Source organism: Methanosarcina baltica, assembly GCF_055394095.1.
Window position 1 is genome coordinate 1826784 of record NZ_AP042463.1, and the last position, 24983, is coordinate 1851766.

Annotated in this window: 23 protein-coding genes and 2 tRNA genes; 14 read left to right on the top strand and 11 right to left on the bottom strand. The window is 45.8% G+C overall.

From position 1 onward, the window contains the following. Nucleotides 1-136 precede the first annotated feature (136 nt). Nucleotides 137-982, top strand: a complete 846-nt coding sequence (locus ACZ5QV_RS07910; RefSeq protein WP_464601996.1) for a helix-turn-helix transcriptional regulator — start codon at nucleotides 137-139, stop codon at nucleotides 980-982. Between the two features lie 770 nt (nucleotides 983-1752). On the opposite strand, the gene ACZ5QV_RS07915 is transcribed toward ACZ5QV_RS07910, so the two are convergent. Beyond that, nucleotides 1753-2457, bottom strand: a complete 705-nt coding sequence (locus ACZ5QV_RS07915; protein WP_464601997.1) for a HisA/HisF-related TIM barrel protein — start codon at nucleotides 2455-2457, stop codon at nucleotides 1753-1755. 180 nt (nucleotides 2458-2637) lie between these two features. On the opposite strand from ACZ5QV_RS07915, the gene ACZ5QV_RS07920 reads away from it, so the two are divergent. The 3 genes from ACZ5QV_RS07920 (at nucleotide 2638) to ACZ5QV_RS07930 (ending at nucleotide 4547) form a co-directional block, all read left to right on the top strand. Continuing rightward, nucleotides 2638-3342 carry a (5-formylfuran-3-yl)methyl phosphate synthase gene (locus ACZ5QV_RS07920; protein WP_464601998.1) on the top strand — a complete coding sequence of 235 codons (705 nt, stop codon included), beginning with the start codon at nucleotides 2638-2640 and terminating at the stop codon, nucleotides 3340-3342. A gap of 105 nt (nucleotides 3343-3447) precedes the next feature. Further along, nucleotides 3448-3996 carry a metal-dependent hydrolase gene (locus tag ACZ5QV_RS07925; protein ID WP_464601999.1) on the top strand — a complete coding sequence of 183 codons (549 nt, stop codon included), beginning with the start codon at nucleotides 3448-3450 and terminating at the stop codon, nucleotides 3994-3996. A gap of 38 nt (nucleotides 3997-4034) precedes the next feature. After that, nucleotides 4035-4547: a metal-dependent hydrolase gene (locus ACZ5QV_RS07930; RefSeq protein ID WP_464602000.1), complete on the top strand. Its 513-nt coding sequence runs from the start codon at nucleotides 4035-4037 to the stop codon at nucleotides 4545-4547. A gap of 82 nt (nucleotides 4548-4629) precedes the next feature. On the opposite strand, the gene ACZ5QV_RS07935 is transcribed toward ACZ5QV_RS07930, so the two are convergent. Beyond that, nucleotides 4630-6207, bottom strand: a complete 1578-nt coding sequence (locus ACZ5QV_RS07935; protein ID WP_464602001.1) for a glycosyltransferase family 2 protein — start codon at nucleotides 6205-6207, stop codon at nucleotides 4630-4632. Nucleotides 6208-6431: 224 nt separating this feature from the next. After that, nucleotides 6432-9236, bottom strand: a complete 2805-nt coding sequence (acnA, locus tag ACZ5QV_RS07940; protein WP_464602002.1) for an aconitate hydratase AcnA — start codon at nucleotides 9234-9236, stop codon at nucleotides 6432-6434. 584 nt (nucleotides 9237-9820) lie between these two features. On the opposite strand from acnA, the gene ACZ5QV_RS07945 reads away from it, so the two are divergent. From ACZ5QV_RS07945 to ACZ5QV_RS07960, 4 genes are all read left to right on the top strand, one after another. Next, nucleotides 9821-10561 (top strand): hypothetical protein, encoded by a 741-nt coding sequence (locus tag ACZ5QV_RS07945; RefSeq protein WP_464599316.1) that lies wholly within the window; start codon nucleotides 9821-9823, stop codon nucleotides 10559-10561. Nucleotides 10562-11050: 489 nt separating this feature from the next. Continuing rightward, a complete protein-coding gene (locus ACZ5QV_RS07950; RefSeq protein ID WP_464599317.1) occupies nucleotides 11051-11515 on the top strand; it encodes a type IV pilin N-terminal domain-containing protein in 465 nt (154 codons plus the stop codon). Nucleotides 11516-11628: 113 nt separating this feature from the next. Next, the gene (locus tag ACZ5QV_RS07955) at nucleotides 11629-12099 is read left to right on the top strand and encodes a type IV pilin N-terminal domain-containing protein (protein WP_464602065.1); all 471 of its coding nucleotides are present in this window, start codon (nucleotides 11629-11631) and stop codon (nucleotides 12097-12099) included. 243 nt (nucleotides 12100-12342) lie between these two features. Continuing rightward, nucleotides 12343-13245: a DUF7289 family protein gene (locus ACZ5QV_RS07960; protein WP_464599318.1), complete on the top strand. Its 903-nt coding sequence runs from the start codon at nucleotides 12343-12345 to the stop codon at nucleotides 13243-13245. 120 nt (nucleotides 13246-13365) lie between these two features. On the opposite strand, the gene ACZ5QV_RS07965 is transcribed toward ACZ5QV_RS07960, so the two are convergent. The 4 genes from ACZ5QV_RS07965 to ACZ5QV_RS07980 all read right to left on the bottom strand — a co-directional run bounded on the left by ACZ5QV_RS07965 (nucleotide 13366) and on the right by ACZ5QV_RS07980 (nucleotide 17158). Next, complete coding sequence (locus tag ACZ5QV_RS07965; protein ID WP_464599319.1) at nucleotides 13366-13872, bottom strand: type IV pilin domain-containing protein; 507 nt, start codon at nucleotides 13870-13872, stop codon at nucleotides 13366-13368. Between the two features lie 455 nt (nucleotides 13873-14327). Beyond that, nucleotides 14328-14759: a type IV pilin domain-containing protein gene (locus ACZ5QV_RS07970; protein WP_464599320.1), complete on the bottom strand. Its 432-nt coding sequence runs from the start codon at nucleotides 14757-14759 to the stop codon at nucleotides 14328-14330. Nucleotides 14760-15945: 1186 nt separating this feature from the next. Beyond that, nucleotides 15946-16392, bottom strand: a complete 447-nt coding sequence (locus ACZ5QV_RS07975; protein WP_464599321.1) for a type IV pilin domain-containing protein — start codon at nucleotides 16390-16392, stop codon at nucleotides 15946-15948. A gap of 229 nt (nucleotides 16393-16621) precedes the next feature. Then, the gene (locus ACZ5QV_RS07980; RefSeq protein WP_464599322.1) at nucleotides 16622-17158 is read right to left on the bottom strand and encodes a type IV pilin domain-containing protein; all 537 of its coding nucleotides are present in this window, start codon (nucleotides 17156-17158) and stop codon (nucleotides 16622-16624) included. 447 nt (nucleotides 17159-17605) lie between these two features. On the opposite strand from ACZ5QV_RS07980, the gene ACZ5QV_RS07985 reads away from it, so the two are divergent. Next, nucleotides 17606-18064, top strand: a complete 459-nt coding sequence (locus ACZ5QV_RS07985) for a type IV pilin N-terminal domain-containing protein (RefSeq protein ID WP_464599323.1) — start codon at nucleotides 17606-17608, stop codon at nucleotides 18062-18064. A gap of 15 nt (nucleotides 18065-18079) precedes the next feature. Beyond that, complete coding sequence (locus ACZ5QV_RS07990; protein WP_464602066.1) at nucleotides 18080-18277, top strand: formate dehydrogenase accessory sulfurtransferase FdhD; 198 nt, start codon at nucleotides 18080-18082, stop codon at nucleotides 18275-18277. 40 nt (nucleotides 18278-18317) lie between these two features. On the opposite strand, the gene hisB is transcribed toward ACZ5QV_RS07990, so the two are convergent. The 3 genes from hisB to hisG are packed head-to-tail and all read right to left on the bottom strand — an operon-like array spanning nucleotide 18318 to nucleotide 20567. Further along, on the bottom strand, nucleotides 18318-18893 hold the full coding sequence (gene hisB / locus ACZ5QV_RS07995; protein WP_464599324.1) for an imidazoleglycerol-phosphate dehydratase HisB: 576 nt from the start codon (nucleotides 18891-18893) through the stop codon (nucleotides 18318-18320). A 36-nt stretch (nucleotides 18894-18929) separates the two neighbouring features. After that, nucleotides 18930-19667 carry a 1-(5-phosphoribosyl)-5-[(5-phosphoribosylamino)methylideneamino]imidazole-4-carboxamide isomerase gene (hisA, locus tag ACZ5QV_RS08000; RefSeq protein WP_464599325.1) on the bottom strand — a complete coding sequence of 246 codons (738 nt, stop codon included), beginning with the start codon at nucleotides 19665-19667 and terminating at the stop codon, nucleotides 18930-18932. A gap of 39 nt (nucleotides 19668-19706) precedes the next feature. Next, nucleotides 19707-20567, bottom strand: a complete 861-nt coding sequence (hisG, locus tag ACZ5QV_RS08005) for an ATP phosphoribosyltransferase (RefSeq protein ID WP_464599326.1) — start codon at nucleotides 20565-20567, stop codon at nucleotides 19707-19709. 608 nt (nucleotides 20568-21175) lie between these two features. Here hisG and ACZ5QV_RS08010 point away from each other — a divergent pair. After that, nucleotides 21176-22372 (top strand): methionine adenosyltransferase, encoded by a 1197-nt coding sequence (locus ACZ5QV_RS08010; RefSeq protein WP_464599327.1) that lies wholly within the window; start codon nucleotides 21176-21178, stop codon nucleotides 22370-22372. 109 nt (nucleotides 22373-22481) lie between these two features. On the opposite strand, the gene ACZ5QV_RS08015 is transcribed toward ACZ5QV_RS08010, so the two are convergent. Beyond that, a complete protein-coding gene (locus tag ACZ5QV_RS08015; protein ID WP_464599328.1) occupies nucleotides 22482-22820 on the bottom strand; it encodes a protease inhibitor I42 family protein in 339 nt (112 codons plus the stop codon). 226 nt (nucleotides 22821-23046) lie between these two features. Between ACZ5QV_RS08015 and ACZ5QV_RS08020 the strand changes: the two genes are divergently transcribed. From ACZ5QV_RS08020 to ACZ5QV_RS08030, 3 genes are all read left to right on the top strand, one after another. Beyond that, a tRNA-Tyr gene (locus ACZ5QV_RS08020) sits at nucleotides 23047-23156 on the top strand. A gap of 106 nt (nucleotides 23157-23262) precedes the next feature. Then, nucleotides 23263-23335, top strand: a tRNA-Asp gene (locus ACZ5QV_RS08025). Between the two features lie 409 nt (nucleotides 23336-23744). Further along, entirely contained in the window at nucleotides 23745-24923 is a 1179-nt protein-coding gene (locus ACZ5QV_RS08030; RefSeq protein ID WP_464599329.1) for a M24 family metallopeptidase, read from the top strand. Nucleotides 24924-24983: the final 60 nt, after the last annotated feature.

The window sequence follows — 24983 nt, forward strand, 5'->3', positions numbered from 1 at the left end:
ACAATGTAAACTCAGGTCACATACACCTGTAACAGAGCCAGTACTGATATGATTATATGTGGCTCGATGTGATGGAAAAATACGAAAAATACAATCTCTTCTACAATTCTCTAACATTATCTATGGAGTTGGTATCGTGGATCTTACTCAGGAACATTTTTTAGAAGACCTGCTCCTTCGCTCTGATAAAAGAAAGAAAGTTATTTTTCTTCTCAGGGAAGGGCCTAAAAATATAGGAGAAATTGCGGATATCTTAGCTGCGCCTTCGACTTCAATCCTCCCTCAGATTAAAAAATTAAAAGATAAGCACCTTGTTATTCAGAAAGGGAAATGCTACAGCCTTTCCTGTATAGGACAGATTATGGCTGAAAAGATGGTTCCTCTTCTGGATACTCTGCAGGTGTTTGAAAAAAACTACGATTACTGGATAGACCGGGACCTGGGAGGTATTCCTGCTTTTCTCCTCCGGCGGCTTGGGGAACTTGGGGCCTGTCGGGTGATTGAACCCGATTTGAGCCGTATGTTCGAACCTCCTGCAGAGTTTACGGAAAACATGCTCAATTCCAGGGAGATTATGCGTTTCACTTCTTATTTCCAGCTCCCTCTGGTTCCAATTCATGCCGAGTCTATGAAAAAGAAGCGTAAGGCAGTTTTTGTAGTCTCGAAAACTTTTTTTGAAAGGATGATGGTTGATTATCCGGAAGTGTATGAAACCTTTTTGCCTGAAAATTCAAGTCTTTTTGTTTGCTCTCAGCTTCCTAAAATCATTTCTTTTACCGTAACCGAACGTTTCATGTCCCTGATGCTCTTTGACAAAAAAGGAAAATTCGATCAGAGCCTCTTAATCAGTTTTGAAAAAAGTGCGATTGAATGGGGAAAGGAACTTTTTGCATATTACTTGAAGCTCTCAGAAGAAGTCCCTCTGGATGGGATACAAACTGAAACCAAAATATCCAACCATCTCGTACAATACTTAACATAATGTATATAATTGATGATTAAAAGGACATTCAATATAAAAGAAGCAGCCGAATATTTAGGCGTTAACCCCGAAACACTAAGATTTTTAAAGTTAAACTGGAAATTTTCTAAAACCTGAGTAGTTGGCCTATTTTCATACGTTTTTTGTATTAATTGCGGGTCACGGCAATGACGGAAAAAAGAATCGGCTTTTAAATCAAAGTCCTAATTGAGGCCTCTAGAAAATAAAGGAATCTATTAAGGGAGACATTCCATCTTTCCATCCGAATTTAGGAATGAGTCAAATATAATATCATGGACATTTCGAACCCCTGCCAATATAGGTAAATAATGCACGATTTCAGGTCGTTTTATTGATTCCATGTCAGCAAAATGACCGTTTTGTGCAATATGTTGGTACAAGAGTGTTAGGGTTCAAAATGTGTGATATCAAGTCTTTTTGTTTACCATTCCTTAACCACGGAAAAGCATGGAAGGACACGGAAACCCGCCTGATGGCCGGTGAGTAATTTGAATCTTTATGCAATAAGATTCAAAAAATACCCTGGATTCTTTAAAGAGGACTAAAAAATGCTAGAAAAACCTTAAATATCATCTTCCAGCCGTCTTTTTCCGTGTATTCCGTGTGTTCCGTGGTTTGAATGCACACACACCAAACGCCCCCTCACACAAAAACACAACATGTATGAGTATGAAGCAACTCCCAAAATAAAACTTGAAGTTATATTTTCACCATTCCTTAAGTATTTTTCAGGCCTTCCCCGGGCCTTTTCAGAGCATGGTCAGGGGAATTGCTCCAGAATGGACGGCGGTTGCGACCAGGGCCCCTTTCAGGCCAAGTTTTTCAAGCGTGGAAAGGTCTTCCGGACTCCGGACCCCACCCCCAAGGAGCAGGCTGTGTTTTGAGGCTTTAGCAAGTTTTTCGAGAAACTCCGGGTCAAACCCTGTGGAGGTTCCGACCCGGTCCAGGTCCAGGAAAATCAGGTCCTTCAGGGGCAGTTCATTCAGGAGGGCAACAACTTCGAAGGGATCCGCCGGTATTTCAGGGTCCATTTTAAGGAGCTTTCCGTGCTTCAGGTCCAGGCTGACACAGAGCCTGCCGGGATGCTCAAAAGCCGCCTCCCGGATCCCTGCAAGGGTCCCGGTCTCCGTGCCTATTACCACGGTGTCCGCAAGGGAAAGGGGCCTTTCAACATCTTTAGCGGCCGAGACTCCAAAGTCCAGGAGGATGGAGGTATTTTCCGAGACCTTTCGTATAAGATCAACGTTCATATCTTCAGAACCTGAGCCCTGCAGGACGTTCAGGTCTGCGATATAGACTTCCCCGGGCTTCAGGGCTTTGACGATTTCCACGGGGTCCGAACTGCTGCATACCGTGCTTGATTCCGAAACAGGTCGGTATTCTTTCCTGTTTCCCCCTTTTGCATGTACCACACAGTGGTCGAAGAGATCCATCACAAAAATTACTCGAAACATATTTATGTAATAGTCATATCATCCTATAAAAAGCGTGAAAAATAAAGTAGATTGTATAATATTGTCAGTATTCATTGTTAAAAATATTGTTCATTGACAGGAATATTGTTCATTGACAGGAATATTGCTCATTGACAGGAATACTGTTTATCCAAAAAAATAAATTAGAAGGTTTTTTTCATGAAACTACTTGTAAGTCCAATTAACAGGGAAGAAGCAATCATAGTTTCCAATGGAGGCGCTGACATCGTGGATGTTAAGAACCCTAAGGAAGGCTCCCTTGGTGCCAACTTCCCATGGGTAATCCAGGATGTAAAGGAAGCTGTGAACGGAAAGCATCCAATTAGTGTAGCCATCGGAGACTTTGATTACAAACCCGGTACAGCATCCTTTGCCGCTCTGGGAGCTGCAGTCTCGGGTGCAGATTACATTAAGATAGGCCTTTTCAATATCCAGACCGAAGAACAGGCCCTTGAACTGCTTACCGCAGTTACCAAAGCCGTAAAAGACTTTGATCCAGAGAAAAAGGTTGTTGCTGCCGGATATTCGGACTATGAGCGCATCAACTCGATTTCCCCCATGCTCCTTCCCCCCATTGCCGCAAAAGCCGGCCTGGATGTTGTTATGGTTGACACCGGTGTAAAGGACGGAAAGTCCACCTTCGAGTTCATGAGCGAAGAAGAGCTAAAAAAGTTCATTGAACTCACCCACGAAAACGGCCTTGAAAACGCCATTGCCGGATCTCTGAAGTTCGAAGACCTGCCCTTGCTCAAAAAAATCGGGCCCGATATCATCGGAGTCAGAGGTATGGTTTGCGGGGGAGACCGGAGCACCACTATCCGACAGGAACTCGTTGAGAAACTGGTTAGAGAATGCCAGGCCTGAAAAGACTGTCCCACAGGTAACGCCCTCAAAAGTTTTCCTGAGGGAATATTTTCTACTTTTTTTTAATTGAAAAACTTTTTAAGAGGAGCTTCCTTCATAATCCCCATGTTCATTTTCGGACACATTGGGATTACCCTGGGGATTTTTTACCTGCTCAGTCGCCTGTTTCCTAAAAACGGCCGCACTTTTGATTACCGCTACATTGCTTTTGGAGCCCTGCTTCCGGACCTGATTGACAAACCTCTGGGCAGGATTATCCTCGCAGAAACAATTGGAGGCGGGCGAATCTTTGCTCACACTCTTTTATTCGGAAGCCTGCTCTTCCTTGCAGGGTACTGGCTGTACAGGAAAAAAAGGAGTTCCACACCCCTGCTTATCTCTGGAGCGGCTTGTTGCCACCTGCTTGAAGACCAAATGTGGAAGAGCCCCGGCGTTTTTCTCTGGCCCCTTTTAGGCTGGGAATTTCCGAAAGACCAGATAGGAGGAAACTTTTTTGAGTATTTTATGCTTATTTTTGACCGGGCTTATGACCCTGCATTTACCACCGTTTTCGTGTCCGAGATAATTGGATTTGTCATTACACTGGCGTTTTCCATTAATTATTTCAGAATACGGGGAAAAACATTAACTCCACTACAACATAAAAATATATGAGAGAATGTACAAATAATTTTAAAAGCATATAGCTTTTCATGCTCATCTTCGGCCATCTGGGGATCACACTGGGAGTTTTTTTCATACTCCGCCGTCTCCTGCCCTCCGTTGCTTCCGGAACGGAGATGCGATACCTCGCCCTTGGGTCCCTGCTTCCTGACCTCATCGACAAACCAATAGGAAAACTGATTTTTGCCTCCACCCTTGCAAACGGACGCATCATAGGGCACACCCTCATATTCAGCCTCTTTCTTACCCTGCTGGGTCTTGCAAGGTATAAAAAACAGAAGGACCCCAGGATCATGTCCCTTGCAGCCGGGTCTTTTTGCCACCTCCTGGAAGACAGTATGTGGGCCAATCCCTACACATTTTTCTGGCCCGTTTTCGGCCTGGAATTTCCCAGAGGGTCTCCGGACTATACAGGCCTGGAATACTTTCTGGCGATGTTCAAAAAATCCTTCAAATTCGAACTTTACGATTCCCTGCTCTTTGAAACCATCGGGGCAGGCGTCGTTATTCTACTTATAGTAAACTCGCTCCGGAAAAGTTAAAAGAAGAGAGGAAAAGAAGGACTGAAAAGAAGAGCGAGAAAGAAAAACTCCTTTCCATAAAAATCTCTTCAAATATTCAGGTTCACCTTTTTTTACTCCTGCTCCGGTCGGCCTGCATATCAAAGAACATGCCAAAAAGTAACATCTGGACCCCGGCAAACATGGCAAAGAAGTCAAGCAGCGTATAATATGCCGGAAAGGTGTTGCTAAAAACCGCGCCCAGGAGGAGAAAAACCCCAAAAAGTAAGGATGCCGGGAGCAAAACCATACCCGCAATGTAGAAAAGTACCAGAGGATGGAAATCAAGGACCATGTACTTGACCCTGAGCCTCCAGAGAAAACCCCTGAAAAGCATGGGAGACACTTTCAGGATATACCTGCCGTAGCTAATTGAGGACTTCTCATTCCCATACCTGGCCGGAATCATCACGTCCTTTGCCCTCATTCCGAAAGCATTCAGTTTGATAAGCAAATCATTGCAGTAGCCATAATAGGGATAAACGGAATCCAGGTCCATGGCTTCGAGAGCCCGCCTGGAGATTACCGTGTACCCGTTCTGGGGATCCAAAAGTTGCCAGTACCCGCTTCCGATCTTCGTGAGCATGGAAAGCAGGAAATTTCCAAAAGACCGCCACCGGCTCATCCCTGTCATAAACTTTGCAGTAAGAAGCCTGTTCCCTTTGCTATAGTCAGCCCTACCTTCAATAACAGGGATTAGCAACCTTGGGAGCTGCTCAGGGTCCATCTGGTTATCCCCTGCCATTACGGCAACGACATCCATTTCATCCTTCAGCGCCAGCTTATACCCGTCAATAATGCTGCACCCAACCCCTTTATTCACCTCATGACGGATATGAATGATTCTCGGGTCAGAGACACCATCAATGAGTTCGGCCGTGTGGTCCGAACTTCCATCATCAACCACATAGATCCTGTCCACATAGGCAGGGATTCCACGGAGGGTGTCCTCGATCAGGGCTTCCTCATTATATGCCGGGACCACGACCCCTATGCGGCAAGAATCAAATTTATTAAAAAACGGATCGGAATCACAGCTCGTCTTTTTTATCCTCAGCCCCTGAGCCTCTGCGCAGGAGAGAAACTCCCTGACAGATAGGTGCTGTGGCGCGGGACTAAATTGTCTCAGACTTTCTGAGAAAAAGGCCAAAAAGCCGATATTCTCATTTGCAGGCACCTTCCCATTGAACAGGATAATATTTTCCAGATCACCCGGAAGCCTTTGAGGCCAGGAACCCACTGAAATATCACATTCCCCTCTTTTTAAAGAGTGCAACTCCTGAGACAGCATATCGAAATCCCGAAGGCATTCCGGATGGACGAGCACAACAATTTCTGAATCATTCGAGGCTCTGAACAGGGCCTTTAACCAGGCTTCCTGCCCGCCTCCCGCAGGAAGTACCCTGGCACCTGCCATAGAGGCCAGCTCAACGGTCCTGTCAGTGGACCCCCCATCAAGCACCAGCACACGGTCAGCATACCCGGAAGCCAGAAGCACCTTGCTTGCGATTGATAATTCCTCGTTTCTTACCGGAATTATCACCGTAATTTCATGTCGGAGAAAACCCTCGGAAAAAGAAGCTGAAGGATTAAGGATTACCGGTTCAGAAATCAATGAATATAAACCAAGAGTCAGTGCCACAGACAAGCTCTATACCCTCCCCAGTACCAGTGCATGTAAACATACCCCTATTATAAATATAAATTAGAAATATTAAAACATATCATTATAAAAAAGTATTATATAAAATATAATAGAATAAAATAGTAAAAATGAAGTCTTAGAAATCCGGTTATTAAAACTAACCGGGAAGTTTCAAAAATATATTAAAGCAGTTCTGAGGCATTGTGCCCCCCTCAGAAATTTTACTTTGCTTTCAACACATCCCGCAGGAAGCTGTGCAAAATCCCTCCGTTCCTGTAATACTCCAGCTCTACAGCGGAGTCCAGCCGGACCCTGACCCTGAAATCGGTTTCTCCTCCCTTTTCGTCTCTTGCCCGCACGAGCAATTCCCCTCCGGGCTCAAGTTTTTTGATTCCCAGAATGTCGTATTCTTCTCTTCCTGTCAGGCCCAGGGTATCGATGTTCTCATCTTCCAGGAACTGCAGGGGCAAAACCCCCATCCCTATCAGGTTGCTCCTGTGAATCCGCTCGAAGGATTCAGCTATAACCGCTTTTACCCCCAGAAGAAAAGTCCCCTTGGCGGCCCAGTCCCGGGAACTGCCGGTGCCGTATTCGCGGCCTGCAAGCACAATTAGAGGGACGCTATTTTCCGCATAGAGCATTGCGGCATCATAGATTGCCATCTCCTCCGGAGGTTCGGGCGGGACTGACCCCTCGTGGAGATGGTATACGGTCCGGTTCCCTTCCTTTTCCACCAGCCTGTTCCGGAGCCTTATGTTTCCGAAAGTTCCCCGCATCATCACCTCATGGTTGCCCCTGCGGGACCCGAAGGAATTGAAGTCTGATGGGTCAACCCCCCAGGAAATCAGGTACTTTCCGGCAGGGCTGTCTTTGGGAATCGCCCCGGCCGGGGAAATGTGGTCCGTTGTGATGCTATCCCCAAAGAGCCCCAGGACGCGAGCCCCTCTGAGATCTTCAGGCTCCGGGGCTTCCGGGGGAAAGTCAATAAAGAACGGGGGTTCCTGGACATAGGTGGATTTTGAGTCCCAGGCGTAGAGAAGTCCTGCCGGGACAGGGAGGGCCTGCCAGAGCTCCGTGCCTACCAGAGCTTCTGCGTACTGCCGCTCGAAAAGTTCGGGGCTGAGAGTGTTTTTTATGAGTTCTTGCACTTCCTCTTCCGTGGGCCAGAGGTCTTTGATGTAGACGGGCATCCCGTTTGGGTCATAACCCAGGGCCTCAGTCTCCAGGTCAATTGCCACCGTGCCCGCAAGAGCATAGGCCAGCACAAGGGGTGGGGACGCCAGATAGTTGGCCCGGACCAGAGGGTTTATACGGCCCTCGAAATTCCGGTTTCCGCTGAGTACGGCCGCAACTATCAGGTCTCTGTCTTCAACTTCCCGCGCCACATGTGCGGGCAGAGGACCGCTGTTTCCTATACAGGTGGTGCAGCCGTAGCCAACAAGGTGAAAGCCCAGGGCTTCGAGGTAGGGCAAAAGGCCTGCTGCGCGCAGGTAGTCCGTGACCACCCTGGAGCCGGGAGAGAGGCTGGTCTTGACGTAGGGCTTCACCCTTAGCCCTCTATCCACGGCTTTTTTTGCAAGCAGCCCGGCCGCAAAGAGGAGGGCTGGGTTTGAGGTGTTGGTGCAGGAGGTAATGGAGGCAATCACCACCGAGCCATGAGTGATCCTAAAAGCGTTTTCCATGTAGCGCCTGGTGTCCTCCTCTTTTTCAACAGGCCTGACCCCTCCTTCCTGCGGGCCGCCACCTTCTGCCAGCCAGCGCTGATAAGCGGGGTTCGTGGAAAGCTCCACCCCGGCGGCCTTCAGGGTAAAGGCCTGCCGCATGGTCTCATGGAAACTCTCCTTAAGTTCTCCGAGGAAAAGGTGGTCTTGGGGGCGTTTAGGGCCGGCAAGGCAGGGCCTGACCGTGCTCATGTCAAGTTCGAGGGTGCTGCTGAAGACGGGATCGGGTTTGTGGATGGAGTACAGAAAGTCCTGGGCTTCCAGATATTTCTGCACAAGGTCCACCTGCTCCTTGCTCCGGCCGGTCCTTCGCAGGTAGTCCAGAGTCTCGGCATCCGGTGGAAAGATCCCGAGGGTTGCCCCATATTCGGGGGCCATGTTGGAAATCATCGCCCTGTCCGGAAGGGACAGGCTGGCAAGCCCGGGACCGTAAAACTCAACAAATTTGCCCACAACCCCGTATTTTCTCAGGATTTGCGTGATTGTTAGTACAAGGTCCGTGGCCGTGACCCCGGGCTCAAGTTTCCCGTAAAGTTTAAAACCCACAACCTCCGGGACCGGCAAATAGTAGGGCTGTCCGAGCATGACGGCTTCCGCCTCGATTCCCCCCACGCCCCAGCCAAGCACCCCGAGCCCGTTTATCATGGTAGTATGGGAGTCCGTCCCGACCAGGGTGTCCGGGTAGGCAAAAAGTTCCCCGTCCCTTTCTTTGAGCTGCACCAGAGGGGCCAGGTACTCCAGGTTGACCTGGTGGATGATGCCTTTTCCGGGGGGCACAACCCTGAAATTGTCAAAAGTCTCCTGAGCCCAGCGCAGGACGGAATAACGTTCCAGATTACGCTCAAACTCCTTTTCTTCGTTCTTTTCCTGAGCATAGGCCGTCCCGTAGTAGTCCACCTGGACCGAATGGTCGATTACCAGATCGACCGGAATGACCGGGTTTATCCGGGCAGGGTCTCCCCCGAGGCGCTGCATTGCCGAGCGGAGGGCCGCAAGGTCCACAACCGCGGGAACTCCTGTAAAGTCCTGCATCAGGACCCGGGACGGGATGAAGGGAATCTCCCGTGTCTCCGGGTTTTCAGGATTCCAGCGAGCAAGGGCTTCCACATCTTCTTCGTAAATAACGTGCCTTTCCGTGTCAGCGTGCCGAAGCAGGTTCTCAAGCAGGATTTTTATGGAATAGGGAAGCAGGGATATTTTTTCGTAACCCCGGTCTTCCAGCCTGCCCAGGCGATAGATCGTAAGTTCTCCGGCAGCGGTTTCAATTTTGTCTCTGGTCTCGAATGGATCCGGCCCGTTTCTCATTGTCTCATCCTCCTGGTAAAAAATAAATGTCCGGTCACCGGAGGGAAAGAGCTGCACCCCGTTTCAAGTGCAATAATATTTTCAAGCCCTGTCTGTACTTTTTCCAACTCATGCGACCCCCCGGAAACGCATTAAAGAAAAAGATGCTGAAAAAAATATCGTGATCGTATTGCAATAAATAGTGATATACAATTATATTGAGGAATATAATAATATTGGGGTTTTGGAGGGAACCGTAGCATTTGCCTCTCAATTTGGACAGGCAAAAAACCGGTTTGATGCGGGAGACAAAATATTATCCGTCAGGGAAAAAAGTGATGCCGGACAATGTAGAGCCCAACACATTATAGATGATGTATATTTTATTCATATGCTTTGGAATTGATGTACTAGTACATAGATTCCAAAATTTGACAATAAACCACGGATGAACACAGATTAACACGGATGGCCTAAATCCGTGTCCATCCGTGTTCATTTGTGGTTCTTTACGCTGACATGCAGATTGATTTCAAAGTCCAAATTTATGGTAATAATTTGAAATCGCAGTACTAGCACAATTTATGAGGCAAATATACAGGATCGTGGAATTTTTGTTAAACAAAAAAAGCATACTGAACAGAGTTTCCAGCAGAAAACGCAGAAAGAAAAACCTGGATTTTTTCACTGGCTCCAGCCCTGTTATTGAGGCCAATTTTGTGGAAGTTTCCGGGAATTATGAGGAAAGCTGTGACAGGAACCCGACAAGGACTTCGCGCTCTGTAACCGAAAACGGGGAAGAATCAATAGAGAAACTCCAGGAATATCTGAAAACAAGCTCCCCGGAGGAACTTGCCCGGATCTTTGAAGAGCTCAGGAAGCTGCTTGGAAACGAAAAATGCAGTTTTGGAAATGAGCGTGAGAAAAAGCAGGAGAATGGCAGAAAGAATCGGACAGACAGAACTGCTGGGAAAAAAGAGAGAATCCGGGAAATTTCAAGAGAAGCTTTCGAGACCCTTTCGGAAGCAGCCTGCAGGGAAGCAAAACGGGTAAAGGAAATCTCAAAAACCGCATCTGAAAAAGCTTCCAGGTTTGCGGCGGAAAACAAAGATTCAGCAAGGGAAGTTTCCGAAAAGATATTCCGGAGGTTGAAAAACTCCAGCCCCGAGGAACGTAAGCTCATTCTACTGCTCCTGCTACAGGCCGCGACACTCAAAAAACCTACTCTGAAAAAAAATCCTGCGTTCTCGGTTTTGCTTCAGGGCCTTAGTAACCCCTTCCTGAACAGAAAAGAAGCAGAGGAACTTATAGCCGGTTTTGCCAGACTATTCAAGCGCAGGGCCTGAGCCAGGGGTTTGAAAAGGCGAAAAAAAACCGGAACTGTTTTTGTGTTAGTTATCCGAAATGTGGCCGGATAGTGTAAAAAAGAAGATAGTTCAGCGATGGATAAGCCTATCGAGTAGTTTCACGATCCATCAGGCAGGATGCCTGCAACTTTACAGACTGTTTGACAATTACCTCCGATAATAACAAAATTCCTTCTTTTTTGATTTTAAGGTTTTTAAGAAACCGGTGGGCAGAAGGGGCTTAATGCACCTCATAATTCGTAAAAAAAGTTGGAGGTTTTGGGCTTTTTTAGCTTCTTCAAAAATACTTCTTATATATAATTAGTAATAAAAAATACATAGAGTATAAATACTAAGTTTACCAAAAATGTAAACAGTAATTTAAAAAAATTATTAATTGTAGTAAAACTGTAAGTTTATACTGTAACCGGGATATTATCCTCTGGGGAGAGGACACGATTTTACGGTTTGTGTGAGGGGTGTTTGTTTATGGGGAGTTCAGGGAAGCATAATAGTAATTCCGGGGCAGTTTCGGGAGTCGTGGCCCAGATGCTCATGACCTGTATTGTAGTGATTATGTGCAGCTTGATAGCTGCATTTGTGTTCGCAAATAGCAGCCCTTCCGAGACATTTCACATTAAACCCGAGGAATGGGTGAATCTGACCTCGGATATCATTTATATCAAACATACGGGAGGGGAGAAACTTGCCACAGAGGATATGGAAATTGCGGTTTACATCAACGGGACAAGGTATGAGTATTCCCCGACAAATATTTCCACAAATCTGGGAGAAAAAAAGGCCTGGGAACTTGCGGATGTTATAAAAATCAACACAAGTGAGGCGTGGAGTAGGAAACTTACAGAAAACGACAGTATTGAGGTCCTGCTAATAAACCACAGGACAAGAGAAGTACTCCAGGGAATAAGGGTCAATCCGACCCAGGAAAATTAAAATCATCCGCGTTCATCTGTGTTAATCCGGGGTTTATTCTCAAATTTTGGAATCGGTATACCAGAACTTAAATCGAATTATTTTCTGAAAAGGAATACAGAGGGGGCATCTTCCTGAATGCCTTATTTAAAAGAAACAGAGATTTAAATAGAAATTGTGATGCGGTTTCAGAAGTTATGGGTGAGGTACTTCTAACAGGCATCGTGGTTCTCATGCTGGGGGCGATGGGTCTTTTTATATTTTCGAATTCCGAAAGCCCACCCGAGTCTTCTAATTCCGACATAGACTGCTGGATAAACACTTCTTCCGATACCCTCTACATCCGCCACTGCGGGGGAGAAAACCTTGATGTGAGGGATATAGACATCGTAGTCAATATAAAGGGAGATAAGAGAACGTATACTTCAGAAAATATAAGCGATGTCCTGGGAGGGAACAGCTGGGAACTGGGAGACATTATCGAGATAAATACTACCGGGACATGGGAAAGCCAGGTCAGTGAAGGAGATAGTGTGGAAGTGTATATTGTGGATAAGCTTTCAAAGCATGTAATCCAGAAAATAAGCCTTTCTCCCGCACTCTAAGACCCTCTTTCCCACCCCTGGCCTTATGAGCGTAAAAATACCGGCAGCTTGAGACCGGATAAATCAAAAAAAGGGAAGTGGGTACCTGCATAAACAGGGTTGATTTATTTAGTTTAAACGAATATAATAATAGTAGTAATAATAATACTAATAATAAAATATAAAGATTCGAATTATAGTGTCTATATCCTGTTCCCAAACTAAAACCTCAGGAACCTGACGCCATAAAGAAAAGGATATATTATGAGCCTAAAGAGCCGAAAACCTGCAAACACATTTTACAGATCGGAAAACGCTATCGCCACAGCCGTTGCCGCAGCTCTGCTGCTTGGGATTATAATTGCATTTATTACAAATGTTCAGGTCAATTATGTCCCTGAGTGGAAAGAAGACGCTGAGTACGAGCACATGTCCGAGGTCTGGGAGGATATGGCCAGGCTCAAGTCCAATGCCGATTTCCTTTCGGCGGGCCTGATAATCAGTCCTGACTTCCGGATTTCCCTGAGTTCCCCTATCCGCATGGGAGGAGAAGAACTGCCCATTGTCGGGAGGATGAAGTCCGGAGGCACATTAACCATAAATACTCAGGGATGTAGGATGGAAGTAAACGTAACTGACGACATCTCATCAAATTCATCTATAGATCCATTTTACTGCGGGTCCATTACCTATCACTCCAGCAACACCGAGTATATAGACCAGACCTTCTGCTACGAAAACGGGGCCCTGATAGTTTCCCAGAACGACCGTTCCCTTATGAAACTTTCCCCCTCGATATCCCTGGAGCCTGGCCCCTCTTCCGTAAATTTCTCTGTTACTGCAATTTCCCTGGATGGTAGTTCAGGAGTCCTTTCAAGCAATGCTGTAGAAGAAATAAAGCTGACATCAAAAGAATTTGAAAGCCATAGATACATCACACAGCCTCTAATTAATGTAAGCTCGGTATCTATGACAATTACTACGGAAAACCCTGAAGCCTGGGCAACATACCTCAACAATTCAATCGAGAACGCAAATCTTCAACCCGGAGACTACAATCTGCCACCAAATAGTTCTCCTGTGATCTTTGAGCTCCACCCAATCGGAAAAACCCTGAACGTAAACATCTACAAAGCTGAACTAAAAGTAGAGACCGGAATACAGTGAGCTCCAAAAAATAATACTTTTTTCATTTTTCGGGTCAGGCTTCGGAAAAAATGAAAATGGGGCTGATTTCCGGCCCCCCGATAAATAAAAAGGGGGCCCAAAAAAGGGAGTATTTCTTAATTAGAACCTCACATTCTGGTCACAGATCAACTGGCTGGTAGCAACGTCGATGATCTTGACGTTCACGGTACTGCCTGTCGTAACGTCTTCAATCGCGGTAAGATTAGTATTATCCACAGTATAATTATACAACTTTAGTGTTTTCGTATCTCCTACAGACATTGTAGCGAGATTTGTATGCAGAATATCGGCGGAAGGCGCGGAGGCTGCCGCAACCTCATGGCTCTTTGAGTCAACGTGTATCATAATTTTTGTTGTTGCATTGCTGCTGAAATTAATCGGGTCTCCACCGAGGTGCTCGATAATTATTGTTGCAGCATTGGTACCATCATAAGCAGCATCTGCCCTCAACTGCAGATTTGCCTGAGGGGCGGGGGCGGATGTCCCCTGGCCGAAAACAGATGAACCGAGGGCGGCGGCAAGGATGAAGGTGATGGCGACCATAAGGACCACACCGATAACGGGGGAAACCGCCCTGTTATTTTCAAAAAAACTTTTGAAATTCATTTTTATAATCTCCGATTTTTGGGAAGTATACCATGTGCACCAAGATGAACACATGACCCTGATATTTTGACTGAAATTTTGTTGAGTTAACTAACAATAATAATGAATATATTGAATTACATATATATATAATTTATAGTGTCAATATATAATTAAAGAATTAATAACCATTTATAATTAAAAATATCCATTAAAAAAGATTTATTATTAAAAGATAATTAAAAGATATTAAGTGATAAAAAATGATAACAGTTATAGTAGAAGGCACAGTGTTTGAGTTAATCCGCTTATCAAACTAAAAAATCTGGCGTTTTCCGGAAAACCCGACCCCAAAAGGCAGCAGAGCTTTTCAACAAATATTTAAAAAAAGCTATGAACTGGGAGCGGCCAGAAAAATAGGGTTTCAGTCTGCATGAAAAAAAAAGAGAGCACCAAAGAAGGTGCTGAGAAACTGCTTAGAATCTTAAGTCCTTATCCACGATAAGCTGGTTGGTTGCAACGTCAATGATCTTGACATTAACAGAATCACCTGAACTGACACCAGCCACATTAAATGACTTGGTAGCTCCTACATCAAGAACTGTCAAATTGCCAGTGCCAGTAACATTACTAACTGTAACCACAGAACCGTCACTATAAGCCACCACTTTCGTGGTTGAATTACTTGTGAAATTAATCGGGTCTCCTCCGAGGTGCTCGATTACTACTGTATCATTTCCACTGGCTGTTAATTTAAGGTTTGCCTGGGGGGCGGGCTCGGAAGTCCCCTGCCCGAAAACGGATGAACCGATGGCGGCAGCGAGGATGACGGTGATGGCAACCATTAAGACCACGCCGATGACGGGGGAAACCGCTTTGTTATTTTCAAAGAAACGTCTGAGGTTCATTTTTTATCTCCTTTAGCAGAAGATCCCTTTATCGACATTCTGGCTTTTGCCGGAAATGATAGGGGGATGAATGCGTAAACTTTACTCCTGCTTTTTTTGAATTAGATTGAACGGAAGAAAGCCCCTAATTTAAGCTAATGAAAGCTTTCCACCTGCCGAAGCAGGGTAATGCGTATCCGAGATGAGGACTTTCACTTTTTGCAGTGAAAGTGTTGCTACGAAATCGCAACAGGTCAAAACCAGAATTCGGATTCCTCTCGCTCTGATATGCAAATATTCGTATGATGCAAACCTTCCTAACATTGCAGGACTGTTTTAACATACATTCTTAGAGCCTGAAACTGAGGCGGCATTCCAGGGTAACTATGTATTCTTTCCTTATCATGTACCGATTTTACAAAGCTCCTAAATAGACGGTCAACCAGGGGTCTTTTAGACATACCTATTTCTCAAAAAACTGAGCCATGAGCAAAGGTTTTGTGAATGGGTAGTTGACATATTTTGGGGTTGGGCAAATGACTAAACAATTAGCCGAGACTATGTAATGTACCGGGTAATTATATACAATAACCGTATAAAATTAATTATATATATACATTTGTTTGCAACTCCCGCACGTTAAAATAATAATAATAATAATAATAATAATAATAATAATAATAATAATAATAATAATAATAATAATAAGAAGGACACGGAAACCGGCCAGGTGGTCGGTGAGTACGCCGGTCTTTTAAATACCCGAGTTCCGCTTCGGGATCACAGGAAATTAAATATTTCGTGGGAGTTGCGATGCAATCGCAACAGCACGGGGACCCCCGTTTCACTCGCTACGCTCGCTCAAGCGGACTGAAAAACGCCAGAGCAACCTTAATTGCCGTCTTCCGACCTTTCTTTTTCCGTGTGTTCCGTGTGTTCCGTGGTTTTTGAATGCTCACACCAAACACATCCTAGCACAAAAATATAATATGTATAAGTTGAAGCAATTCCAAAACTGAAAATATGAAGTTATTTCTCAGCCATTCCTTAGGGATTAAGGAAATCCAGAACTGTGGGGAGAAACAAGAACAAAAACAAGGACAAATCAAACAATTTTAAAAAAAGTTAAGAAAGGAGCCCTGGGAGACTTCCGCATCCATATCACGGAAAAGCCCCCGGCTTAAAAATAAAACGGCTCTGGCTGTTTTTAGAACCTCACCTTTTTGTTGGCGATAAACGTACTGCTGTCAACATCAATAACCTTAAAGTCCACCGTGTCTCCTGCGGAAAAACTGATAGTTATTCCAGAATCAGAGGCTTTTTCAAGCTCCATGTATTTTATCTGGCCCACATCAAATAAACCCAGCTCGGTGAAATTAAGCTCAACACTTCCACTGATATTACCTGCAACAACCTTTGTTATAGAAAACTCTGCAAAGTTTACCGGATCCCCTCCAAGGTGCTCGACTTTCACATGAGTGCTATTAACAGCTTCTATATCGATGATCGCCTGTGGCGCGGGGCTGGAAGTCCCCTGCCCTAAAACGGATGAACCGATTGCGGCCGCAAGGATAACGGTAATTGCAATCATCAGGACCACCCCCATAACAGAAGAGATCGCCTTCTTATTTTCAAAAACACTTTCATATATCATATATACCCCCAAACCCCTCAAAAAAACTTATTCACCTAAAAACTTACCCCGTTTAACTTTAAAAACAATTTTAACCATATAACGGAGGACTATCCCCTTTCAGATCATTTAGGAAGTTTTAATTTCTAAAAAAAGAAAACATTGGAAAGCCGGGGTAAATTTTTCCCCCAAAAGAAAACGGCCCGGCTAAAAAGTAAAAGAACCCCGTAAAAGGGCTAAAAAATCTGTTTTAGAACGTGATATCCTTGTTTACGATAAGCTGGTTGGTAGCAACGTCGATTATCTTGAAGTTCGCAACCGTGCCGGCCTTGATATCAGTTAAATGCTCAACGTCAATTTTCTTATCACTACTAAGATCACCATATGTATACAGATTCAAAACTTTGCTATCTCCTACATACAATGTTCCAAGCTCGGTTGAATATTTTTCATCACTAGTACTATAATAAAGACCATCAGAAGCTGCAATCTCATACCTTGTCGAGTTTATTGTCATTATTATTTTTGTTGTTTCATTGCTTTTGAAACTGATCGGATCTCCACCCAGGTGTTCAAGTCTTAATGATGCGGGAACAAGTGTACTGCTAGAAGAATTCACAACCCCGATATTTAGGAACAGTTGCGGTGCGGGTTCGGTTGTTTTCTGGCCGAGAACGGATGAACCGACGGCTGCTGCGAGAATGACGGTGATTGACACCATTAGCACCACCCCTATTACCGGGGATACAGCTTCTTTGTCTTTAAAAAAACTTTTCAGATTTAACAATTAATAACCCTCCTACTCTTTTACCAGGGTATAAAACCCTGAACACTCCATACAGTATAAAATTCTAAAAGAATCCTTGGTATTTTTTTCAGAACTTTAAATGTTTTTACTCAATATTCCTATATATAGTTTGCTGCACACAGTAAAATATATTAATATGACTGGATATATAAAGTAACTAATATTAAACATGAGTAATATATAGTTCTCCAGATGCGATTTAGGACCCGCAACAAAATAAGCTATACAACTTATTACTCATTGTAACTTCGATTGATGAGCTTGAGCTTGAAAATCAATATGTTCAAGTGAAATATGCAGAGGTTGTTTTGTGATAAGTCCTTAGAAAAAAAGTTGATATTTCCCATAATGTTTCAAAAAAAAATCAAAAATAATAATGGTCTCCGGAAAAAAGTTGAAATATAACTCATCGGGAGAAAATTTGCTGTGAGAATTAAAAAACAAAACGAATTTTATAGAGATTGCGGGGCGGTTAGTGAAATTATCGGAGAGATGCTCCTGACCGCAATTGTAGTGATCCTCATGTCTTCAATAGCTGTCTTTGTGTATGCGAACCTGGAGGTAACAGACGTGCCCCACACCGAGATCCATGAACAGGTGAACCTCGCCTCCGATACCATAGAAATCCGGCACAGCGGGGGAGAAAACATAAATCTGGATTCCATCAAAATCACCCTTTACGTGAGTGGTGAAAAAAGGGAGTTTACATACCCTGATACGGAGGGTGTTACGGTGAGTTCTCAAAATGGAGTTTGGAAATTTGGAGATAGCTACACCATACATACAGCTATTGATGCTAACGACACCGTGGATCTCTATTTTGTGCATACTGACTCGAAACAGGTGATCCATAAAGTGAGGCTTTCCGACTCCTGGACAAGTTGATTTCAGGGAAAAAACCTGAAACCCCAAACGAGCCGACAACCCGAATACATGATCCTTAAAGCCGCAAGGGCAGGAATCACGCTTGTTGTTACAAAGGCCATGCCCCTGGATTCGGGAGTTGAGGCAACCAGAAAAGCGAATATAGGGTCTGTGGGGAAGCTCTCAAAAGAATCCATGCTCATTTTTGCAAACGAGTGGAGAATAAGGATTTGAAAGGGTTGAGATTCAAAAAAGAAAAGGAATTGAAAAAAAATTAGAGCACACCTTTCGTGCTCTTAATTTCCTTTCCTTCGACCTTCACAGCCCGTTTAAGGGCATAGGCAAAGCCTTTGAAAAGAGCCTCAATCTTGTGGTGGTCGTTTTCTCCGTAGACGCTTGCGTGCATTGTGAACCTGCCGTTTGAGGCCAGGGTCTCGAAGAAATGGCGGACGAGCTGGGTTCCGAACTGGCCCACGTAAGGAGCCGTAAATTCGGCTTTCAGGACAAGATAACTCCGGCCCCCCATATCGAGGGCAACTTCGGCCAGGGCCTCGTCCATGGGAATTCTGGCTTCCCCGAAACGGGCTATTCCGGCCATGTCCCCGAGGGCCTCGGAGAGGGCCTGACCGAGCACTATGGCCGTGTCTTCAACCAGGTGGTGCTCGTCCACATGGAGATCCCCTTCCGCTTTTATCGTAAGGTCGATTTCCCCATGCCTTGCAAAAGCGTTGAGCATATGGTCAAAAAAACCGATTCCCGTACTGATTTCCGTCCTGCCTGTCCCGTCGAGGTCAAGCTCAAGTCGGATATCGGTTTCTTTTGTCTTGCGAGAGATTGTGGATTTTCTCATACTGAACCCCTTTCTGTTCAAAAATCTTAAATGTTGTTAGTCGTCCCGGACAGCCTCAAGGGCTTCTCCCAGGGTGAACCTGCCCGTGTAAAGGGCGCTTCCGACCACAACCCCTGCGGCTCCGATCTCTTTCAGGGTCCGGAGGTCTTCAAGGGAACTTACTCCCCCGGAGGCGATTACCGGGATTCCGACAGACTTCACGAGTTCCTCTGTGGGGACAGGGTTTACACCCTGGAGCAGACCCTCGGAATCGATATTCGTGAAAAGGAGGCTGCCTGCTCCGAGGTCCTCAAAGTTCCGGCCCAGCTCCACGGGGGTGTGTTCCGACTCTTCAGTCCAGCCCTTGATGGAAACCTTCCCGTTCTTCGCGTCCAGAGCCACGGTAACCCGCTCCCTCTCATAGGCCTCCGCAAGCCTCCGCACAAGTCCGGGGTCCTGAATGGCTGCGGTACCCAGGATCACCCTTGAAACTCCGAGGTCCAGAAGACCTGCGGCATCCTCAAAACTTCGAATGCCTCCGCCCACCTGGATTTCCACGGCCTTTTCCCGGCAGGCCTCAACTATTTTCTCGATAATAGGGGAGTTTACACGCCTGCCCTCTATTGCCCCGTCAAGGTCTACCAGGTGCAGGGTTTTTGCCCCCTGCCGTACCCAGTCGAGGGCAGCTTCCACCGGGTCGTCCAGGGACACGAGTTCACTGCCCGGGACACCCTGCACGAGCTGGACGCACTTTCCCTCTTTCATGTCCACAGCTGGAATTACTTCAAATATCACGAAAATATCTCCTTCAAAATTATCACAAGGAACAGGCCCTCAGGGCATGATCCTTTCAATGGGCACGACCAGAATATCCCTGGCCCCTACCTTTTTCAACTTGTTTACGAGGGTAAAAATCAGGGCCGCGTCCACAACCGCGTGTACGGCAAGGATGGGCTCATCCGCTTTGCTCGATTCCACTTTCATGATCGTGGGTCCCGCCATGCCGGGAAGGACTTCTTTTACGGCTTCAAGGGCCTCTTCGGGCACGTTCATCATAAGGTAGCGCCGCTCCTTGGCGTTGAGCACACTTTCGAGTGCGGTCTTGATGTCCAGGATCTTTTCCTTGGTCCTGCAACTTTCTTTGTTTGCAATAAGGCAAACACTTGAGGAAAAGACTTTTTCGATAACCTTCAAACGGTTCATCATAAGGGTGGTCCCGGAACTGGAAATGTCCACAATGGCGTCCGCAATCCCCACATGCGGAGTCATCTCGCAGGCCCCACTGACCTTTATGACCTCGACGTTTATGCCCAGCCCCTCAAAATAGCGACCCGTGATTCCCGGAAATTCCGTTGCGACCTTCTTTCCTTCCAGGGCTTCCGGGGTTTCGATCTTCGATTCTTCGGGAACGGCCAGGACAAGGGTGGCTTTTCCGAACTTAAGGTCAAGCAGGATCTCGACCTCTGCTCCACATTCGGTAATCAGGTCAACCCCGGTGATGCCCATATCGGCAGCCCCGTCCTGGACGTACTCGGGAATATCGGCCGCCCTCGCAAAGAGGATGCTGATCTCGGGATCTGTGGTTTTCGCAAAGAGGTTACGGCTGGCCCCGCTTATGGGAAGCCCCGCATCACTGAAAATTGACACGGTGGGATCATGAAGGCGCCCTTTATTGGGTATTGCAATACGAATCATTTGATAGGTCCTCGGATGCTTTTATAAACTCTGATATATTCTGATAGACTCTTATAAGCTCTGACATTCATTAATAATAATTATAATAAGTGATTGATATAGTTCCTCTACAAGTAAACGACCTGGTGAACGACTTCCCATTAAAATGAGGTGCTTCCTGTTTCATTCCCTGGACTAAAGACTCAGGGGTTTTCTGCTGCGTTCTTATAAAACGTTTTTCAACAAAGCTGCCGCAGGAGAGAGGCCATATGCCCGAAACCCGGTAAAACTGCTATTATTCCGCAACCCTACAAAGCCCCGGGTAGCTTCCGCGGATACACATATAGATTATTAATAATCAAGTCATTACATATCGTTTTAAGTAAAAATATATTACTAACAGTTATGATGGTATGAGAAATATTATATAGATGCAGTAATTTATTAGAAAATAACAGGTGAATCAGGAATATAATATTATTTAAGAAATATTATGTAAAGCTTGAGCCAACAAAAAGTGTTGCAGATCCTTAAACCGGCTAAGCAAAACCGGGAAAGAGAAGAAGGATCAGGCTCTCACATCACACTATTTACCCTGCTTATATCTATTTTAAAAAAAGAGGATTCAAATGTCCCGAAATATCAAAGTAGAACAGCTTTTACAGACGCCCATCGAAAAGCAGCAAATCGAACTCGTCGAACGCAAAGGGGTAGGGCACCCTGACAGTATTTCAGACGGACTTGCCGAAGAGGTGAGCCGGGCGTTATGCAGGGAATACATTGAAAAATGCGGAGTAGTGCTTCACCACAACACTGATGAGACCCAGATCGTGGCCGGTAGGTCCCACCCGAAATTTGGGGGAGGAGAACTGCTGCAGCCTATCTACATCCTGCTTGTGGGTAGGGCCACAAAAGAGTTTGAGGGAATCGAACTTGCAACCGAGTCCGTGGCCCTTGAAGCTGCTCGGGGGTACCTGAAAAAGACCGTTGTTAACCTGGACCTCGAAAGGGACGTTATCCTGGACTGCAAACTCGGAACCGGTTCTTCGGACCTCAGGGAAGTCTTCCAGCGGGACCGGATACCTGTCGCAAACGACACCTCTTTCGGGGTCGGGCACGCGCCGTTCTCCGAACTCGAACAGATCGTCTACAATACCGAAAGGCAGCTTATCACGGACCTGAAACCAAGGCTCCCTGCAATCGGGGAGGACATCAAGGTCATGGGGCTCAGGGAAGGAGACGACATGACCCTCACTCTCTGCTGCGGCATGGTAGGCAGATACGTGGACGACCTCGATCATTACGTCAACCTGAAAGAAGAAATCGAGGACTACGTGACAGACCTTGCGGGCAAATACACGGAACGCAGCGTGAAGGTACAGCTCAACACCGCCGACAACCTGGACACAGGCAGTATCTTCCTGACCGTGAGCGGGACCTCGGCCGAGATGGGCGACGACGGCTCAGTAGGGCGCGGTAACCGCTGTAACGGGTTGATTACCCCGAACAGGCCAATGAGCATGGAAGCCACCAGCGGAAAAAACCCGATCAACCACATAGGAAAGATATACAACCTTCTCTCGACCCAGATGGCAAAGGACATCGTAAAAGCCGTCCCCGACATACAGGACGTTTACATCAGGCTCCTTTCCCAGATAGGAAAACCAATCGATCAGCCGCTTGTCGCAAGCGCCCAGATTATCCCGAAAGACGGAGTCTCCTTTAAAACGGTCCAGTCCGAGGCCGAGGTTATCATGGAGGACTGGTTTTCGAACATAACTAAAATTACAGAAATGGTGATCAACGGAGAGTTAGATACTTTCTAAAACACCATTCCACTTTTTTTATTTACGATTTTTATCATTTCCGTATTTTATCATTTACGTTTTTCAGGGCCTTTTGACTTTATGGCCCCTTTGACATTACTTCTGATTTTTATTCGACGGTAACTCTAAGCTTGAACTTCTCCTCGCCTCCGAAACGGTAGATTGGATACGTGCCCTTGATTTCCTGAGCCCCTTTCTCAACAGCCTTGAATTCCCATTCATGGACTCCGGGCACGGAGGTCGTATCAGGGATGTCCGGGACAAACTCACTCTTTATGAGCTTGAGCCCAGCACTTGACTCCATTTTCCAGACAGGTCCCTCTTCATGTGCTTCTTCCTTGCTGTACATATGTTCGGCAGGTTCTTCACGAAGCTTTAGCAGAAAGGACTCTCCCAGCTTAACGGTAACCGTATCAAAGTTATTTGCATCCGTAAAAATCTGAATCACTGTCTTCCCTCTCTAGATTTAGCATTATATGACAGTATGTCCCCGACAATATAGAAAAGTATGCGTGAGAAATATTGAAAATGTTTTGCTTATACAATAAATAATTAAAGAAGTGGGCCCGTCCCAGCGAAAAACATAAATATGATAGTTAAGTATGAGAGGATGCACTAGTTAAGTGCGAATCCGGTGCATTGTTTTAATGACCCGGGTTGGGATGATTCTTCGTCCCGCCTTAACTCAGTGGTAGAGTGCGCGGCTGTAGTACGGATCATGCGAGAAATCGCACCTTTTCGCGCAGTTACCGCGATGTCCCCGGTTCGAGTCTGGGAGGCGGGACCTGAAACATTCAAAATGAAAGAAAAACGTCGCCGGAAATCTTTATATATCGGAATGACGTTTATGAATTGCTCACAGTATGAGCAACAATAAAATCATCGGAAGTGTCCGGATAGTGTAGAGGCCTATCATGGAGCCCTGTCGAGGCTCCGACTCGGGTTCGAATCCCGGTCCGGGCGCTCATTTTTTTTGTGAATTTTCAACTTTATAAATATTAATACACTGTTTTAAAATTAAATACATTGTATTTACACCACTGTTTTAAAATTAAATACATTGTATTTACACTATACATGCCATGCAGGAAAACTCATTGATTTTTTCAGCTCTGTAATATATGGGTAGTCCACTGCAACGGTTTTTGCCGATTATTTCTCTCGATTACGAAAAAACGGCTGGCGGGACAACAGAAAATCGTTGGCAGGACAACAAAAAATAGTTGAAAGGACAACAAAAAATAGTTGAAAGGACAACAAAAAATAGTTGAAAGGACAACAAAAAATAGTTGAAAGGACAACAAAAAATAGTTGAAAGGACGGCAGAAACCGGACAATAACAACTTTATCGGTTAATGAGTGATTACCTTTCATGACTCAAACAGAACTTAGCATTAAAGAACCCCTGGAAGAGGCCGGAGCCGAAGCTTACCTGATGACAGGAGACCTGCATTCCGCAGACATCTTTTACACAACCCGTTTCCTGGCCTCGGACGCTTTTGTATACCTTCAGACCGCTTCAGGAAAAGAGACGCTCTTCATATCGGAAATGGAGAAGGGCAGAGCTGAAATTGAATCAAGGGTATCCCGGATTAAAACCGCGAAAGACTTCGGCTACCGGGAAAAAGTAAAAGAAAAAAAAGACGCTTCCCTCGCCTACGCAGCCTGTCTCTCGGACCTGCTTCTGGAAGCCGGAACAATAAAGGTTGCTGTCCCTTACGATTTTCCCGTTTTTTACGCAAATTTCCTGACTGAAGCCGGTTTTTCCGTGCTGCCCATAAAAAGCCCTTTTAAGGAGCTTCGGAGCGTGAAGGGGCCAGAAGAGGTGGAAGCCGTCAAATACGCCCAGCGGGCCGGAGAAGAGGCCATGAAGGCGGCAATAGGAATTATAGAGAGCGCCGAAGAAAAGGACGGGTTCCTCTGGCACGAAGACTCCAAACTGACCGGAGAAAAAGTACTCTCCGTAATCGACCACGCCCTTCTGGACTACGGCTGCGAGGCGGAAGAGACCATCGTTTCCTGCGGAGAGGATACCTCAAACCCCCACGGAACAACAGCGGGCCCCCTCAGAGCAAATGCACCCATCATCCTGGACATCTTCCCGAGAAGCAAAAAGAAACGCTACTTTGCGGACATGACACGCACGGTAGTCCACGGAAAAGCTTCCGAAGAACTGAAGAAAATGTATGCAACCGTACTCGCCGCCCAGGAAATTGGACTCAAAATGGTAAAGCCGGGAGTCAAAACCTCAGAAATCCATAAAGCCGTCTGTGACCTGTTTGAAGAGCAGGGATACGACACCTACCGAAGCGGGGCAGAGGTTGGCTTTACTCATTCCACAGGACACGGGGTTGGAATTGACATCCACGAACTTCCGGGAGTCGGAGATCACGGAACGGTGCTCAAAGCAGGAAACATTATCACAATCGAGCCCGGCCTCTATTACCCGAAAATAGGAGGAATCCGGCTGGAAGATATGGTGCTTGTAACCGAAAACGGCTGCGAGAACCTGACAAAACTGGAGAAAAAATTTGAAGTAAGCAGGAAGTAAGCAGGAAATAATCAGATACAAAAATTCTTAAACAAATCTCGAACGAAGATTTAAACCGCG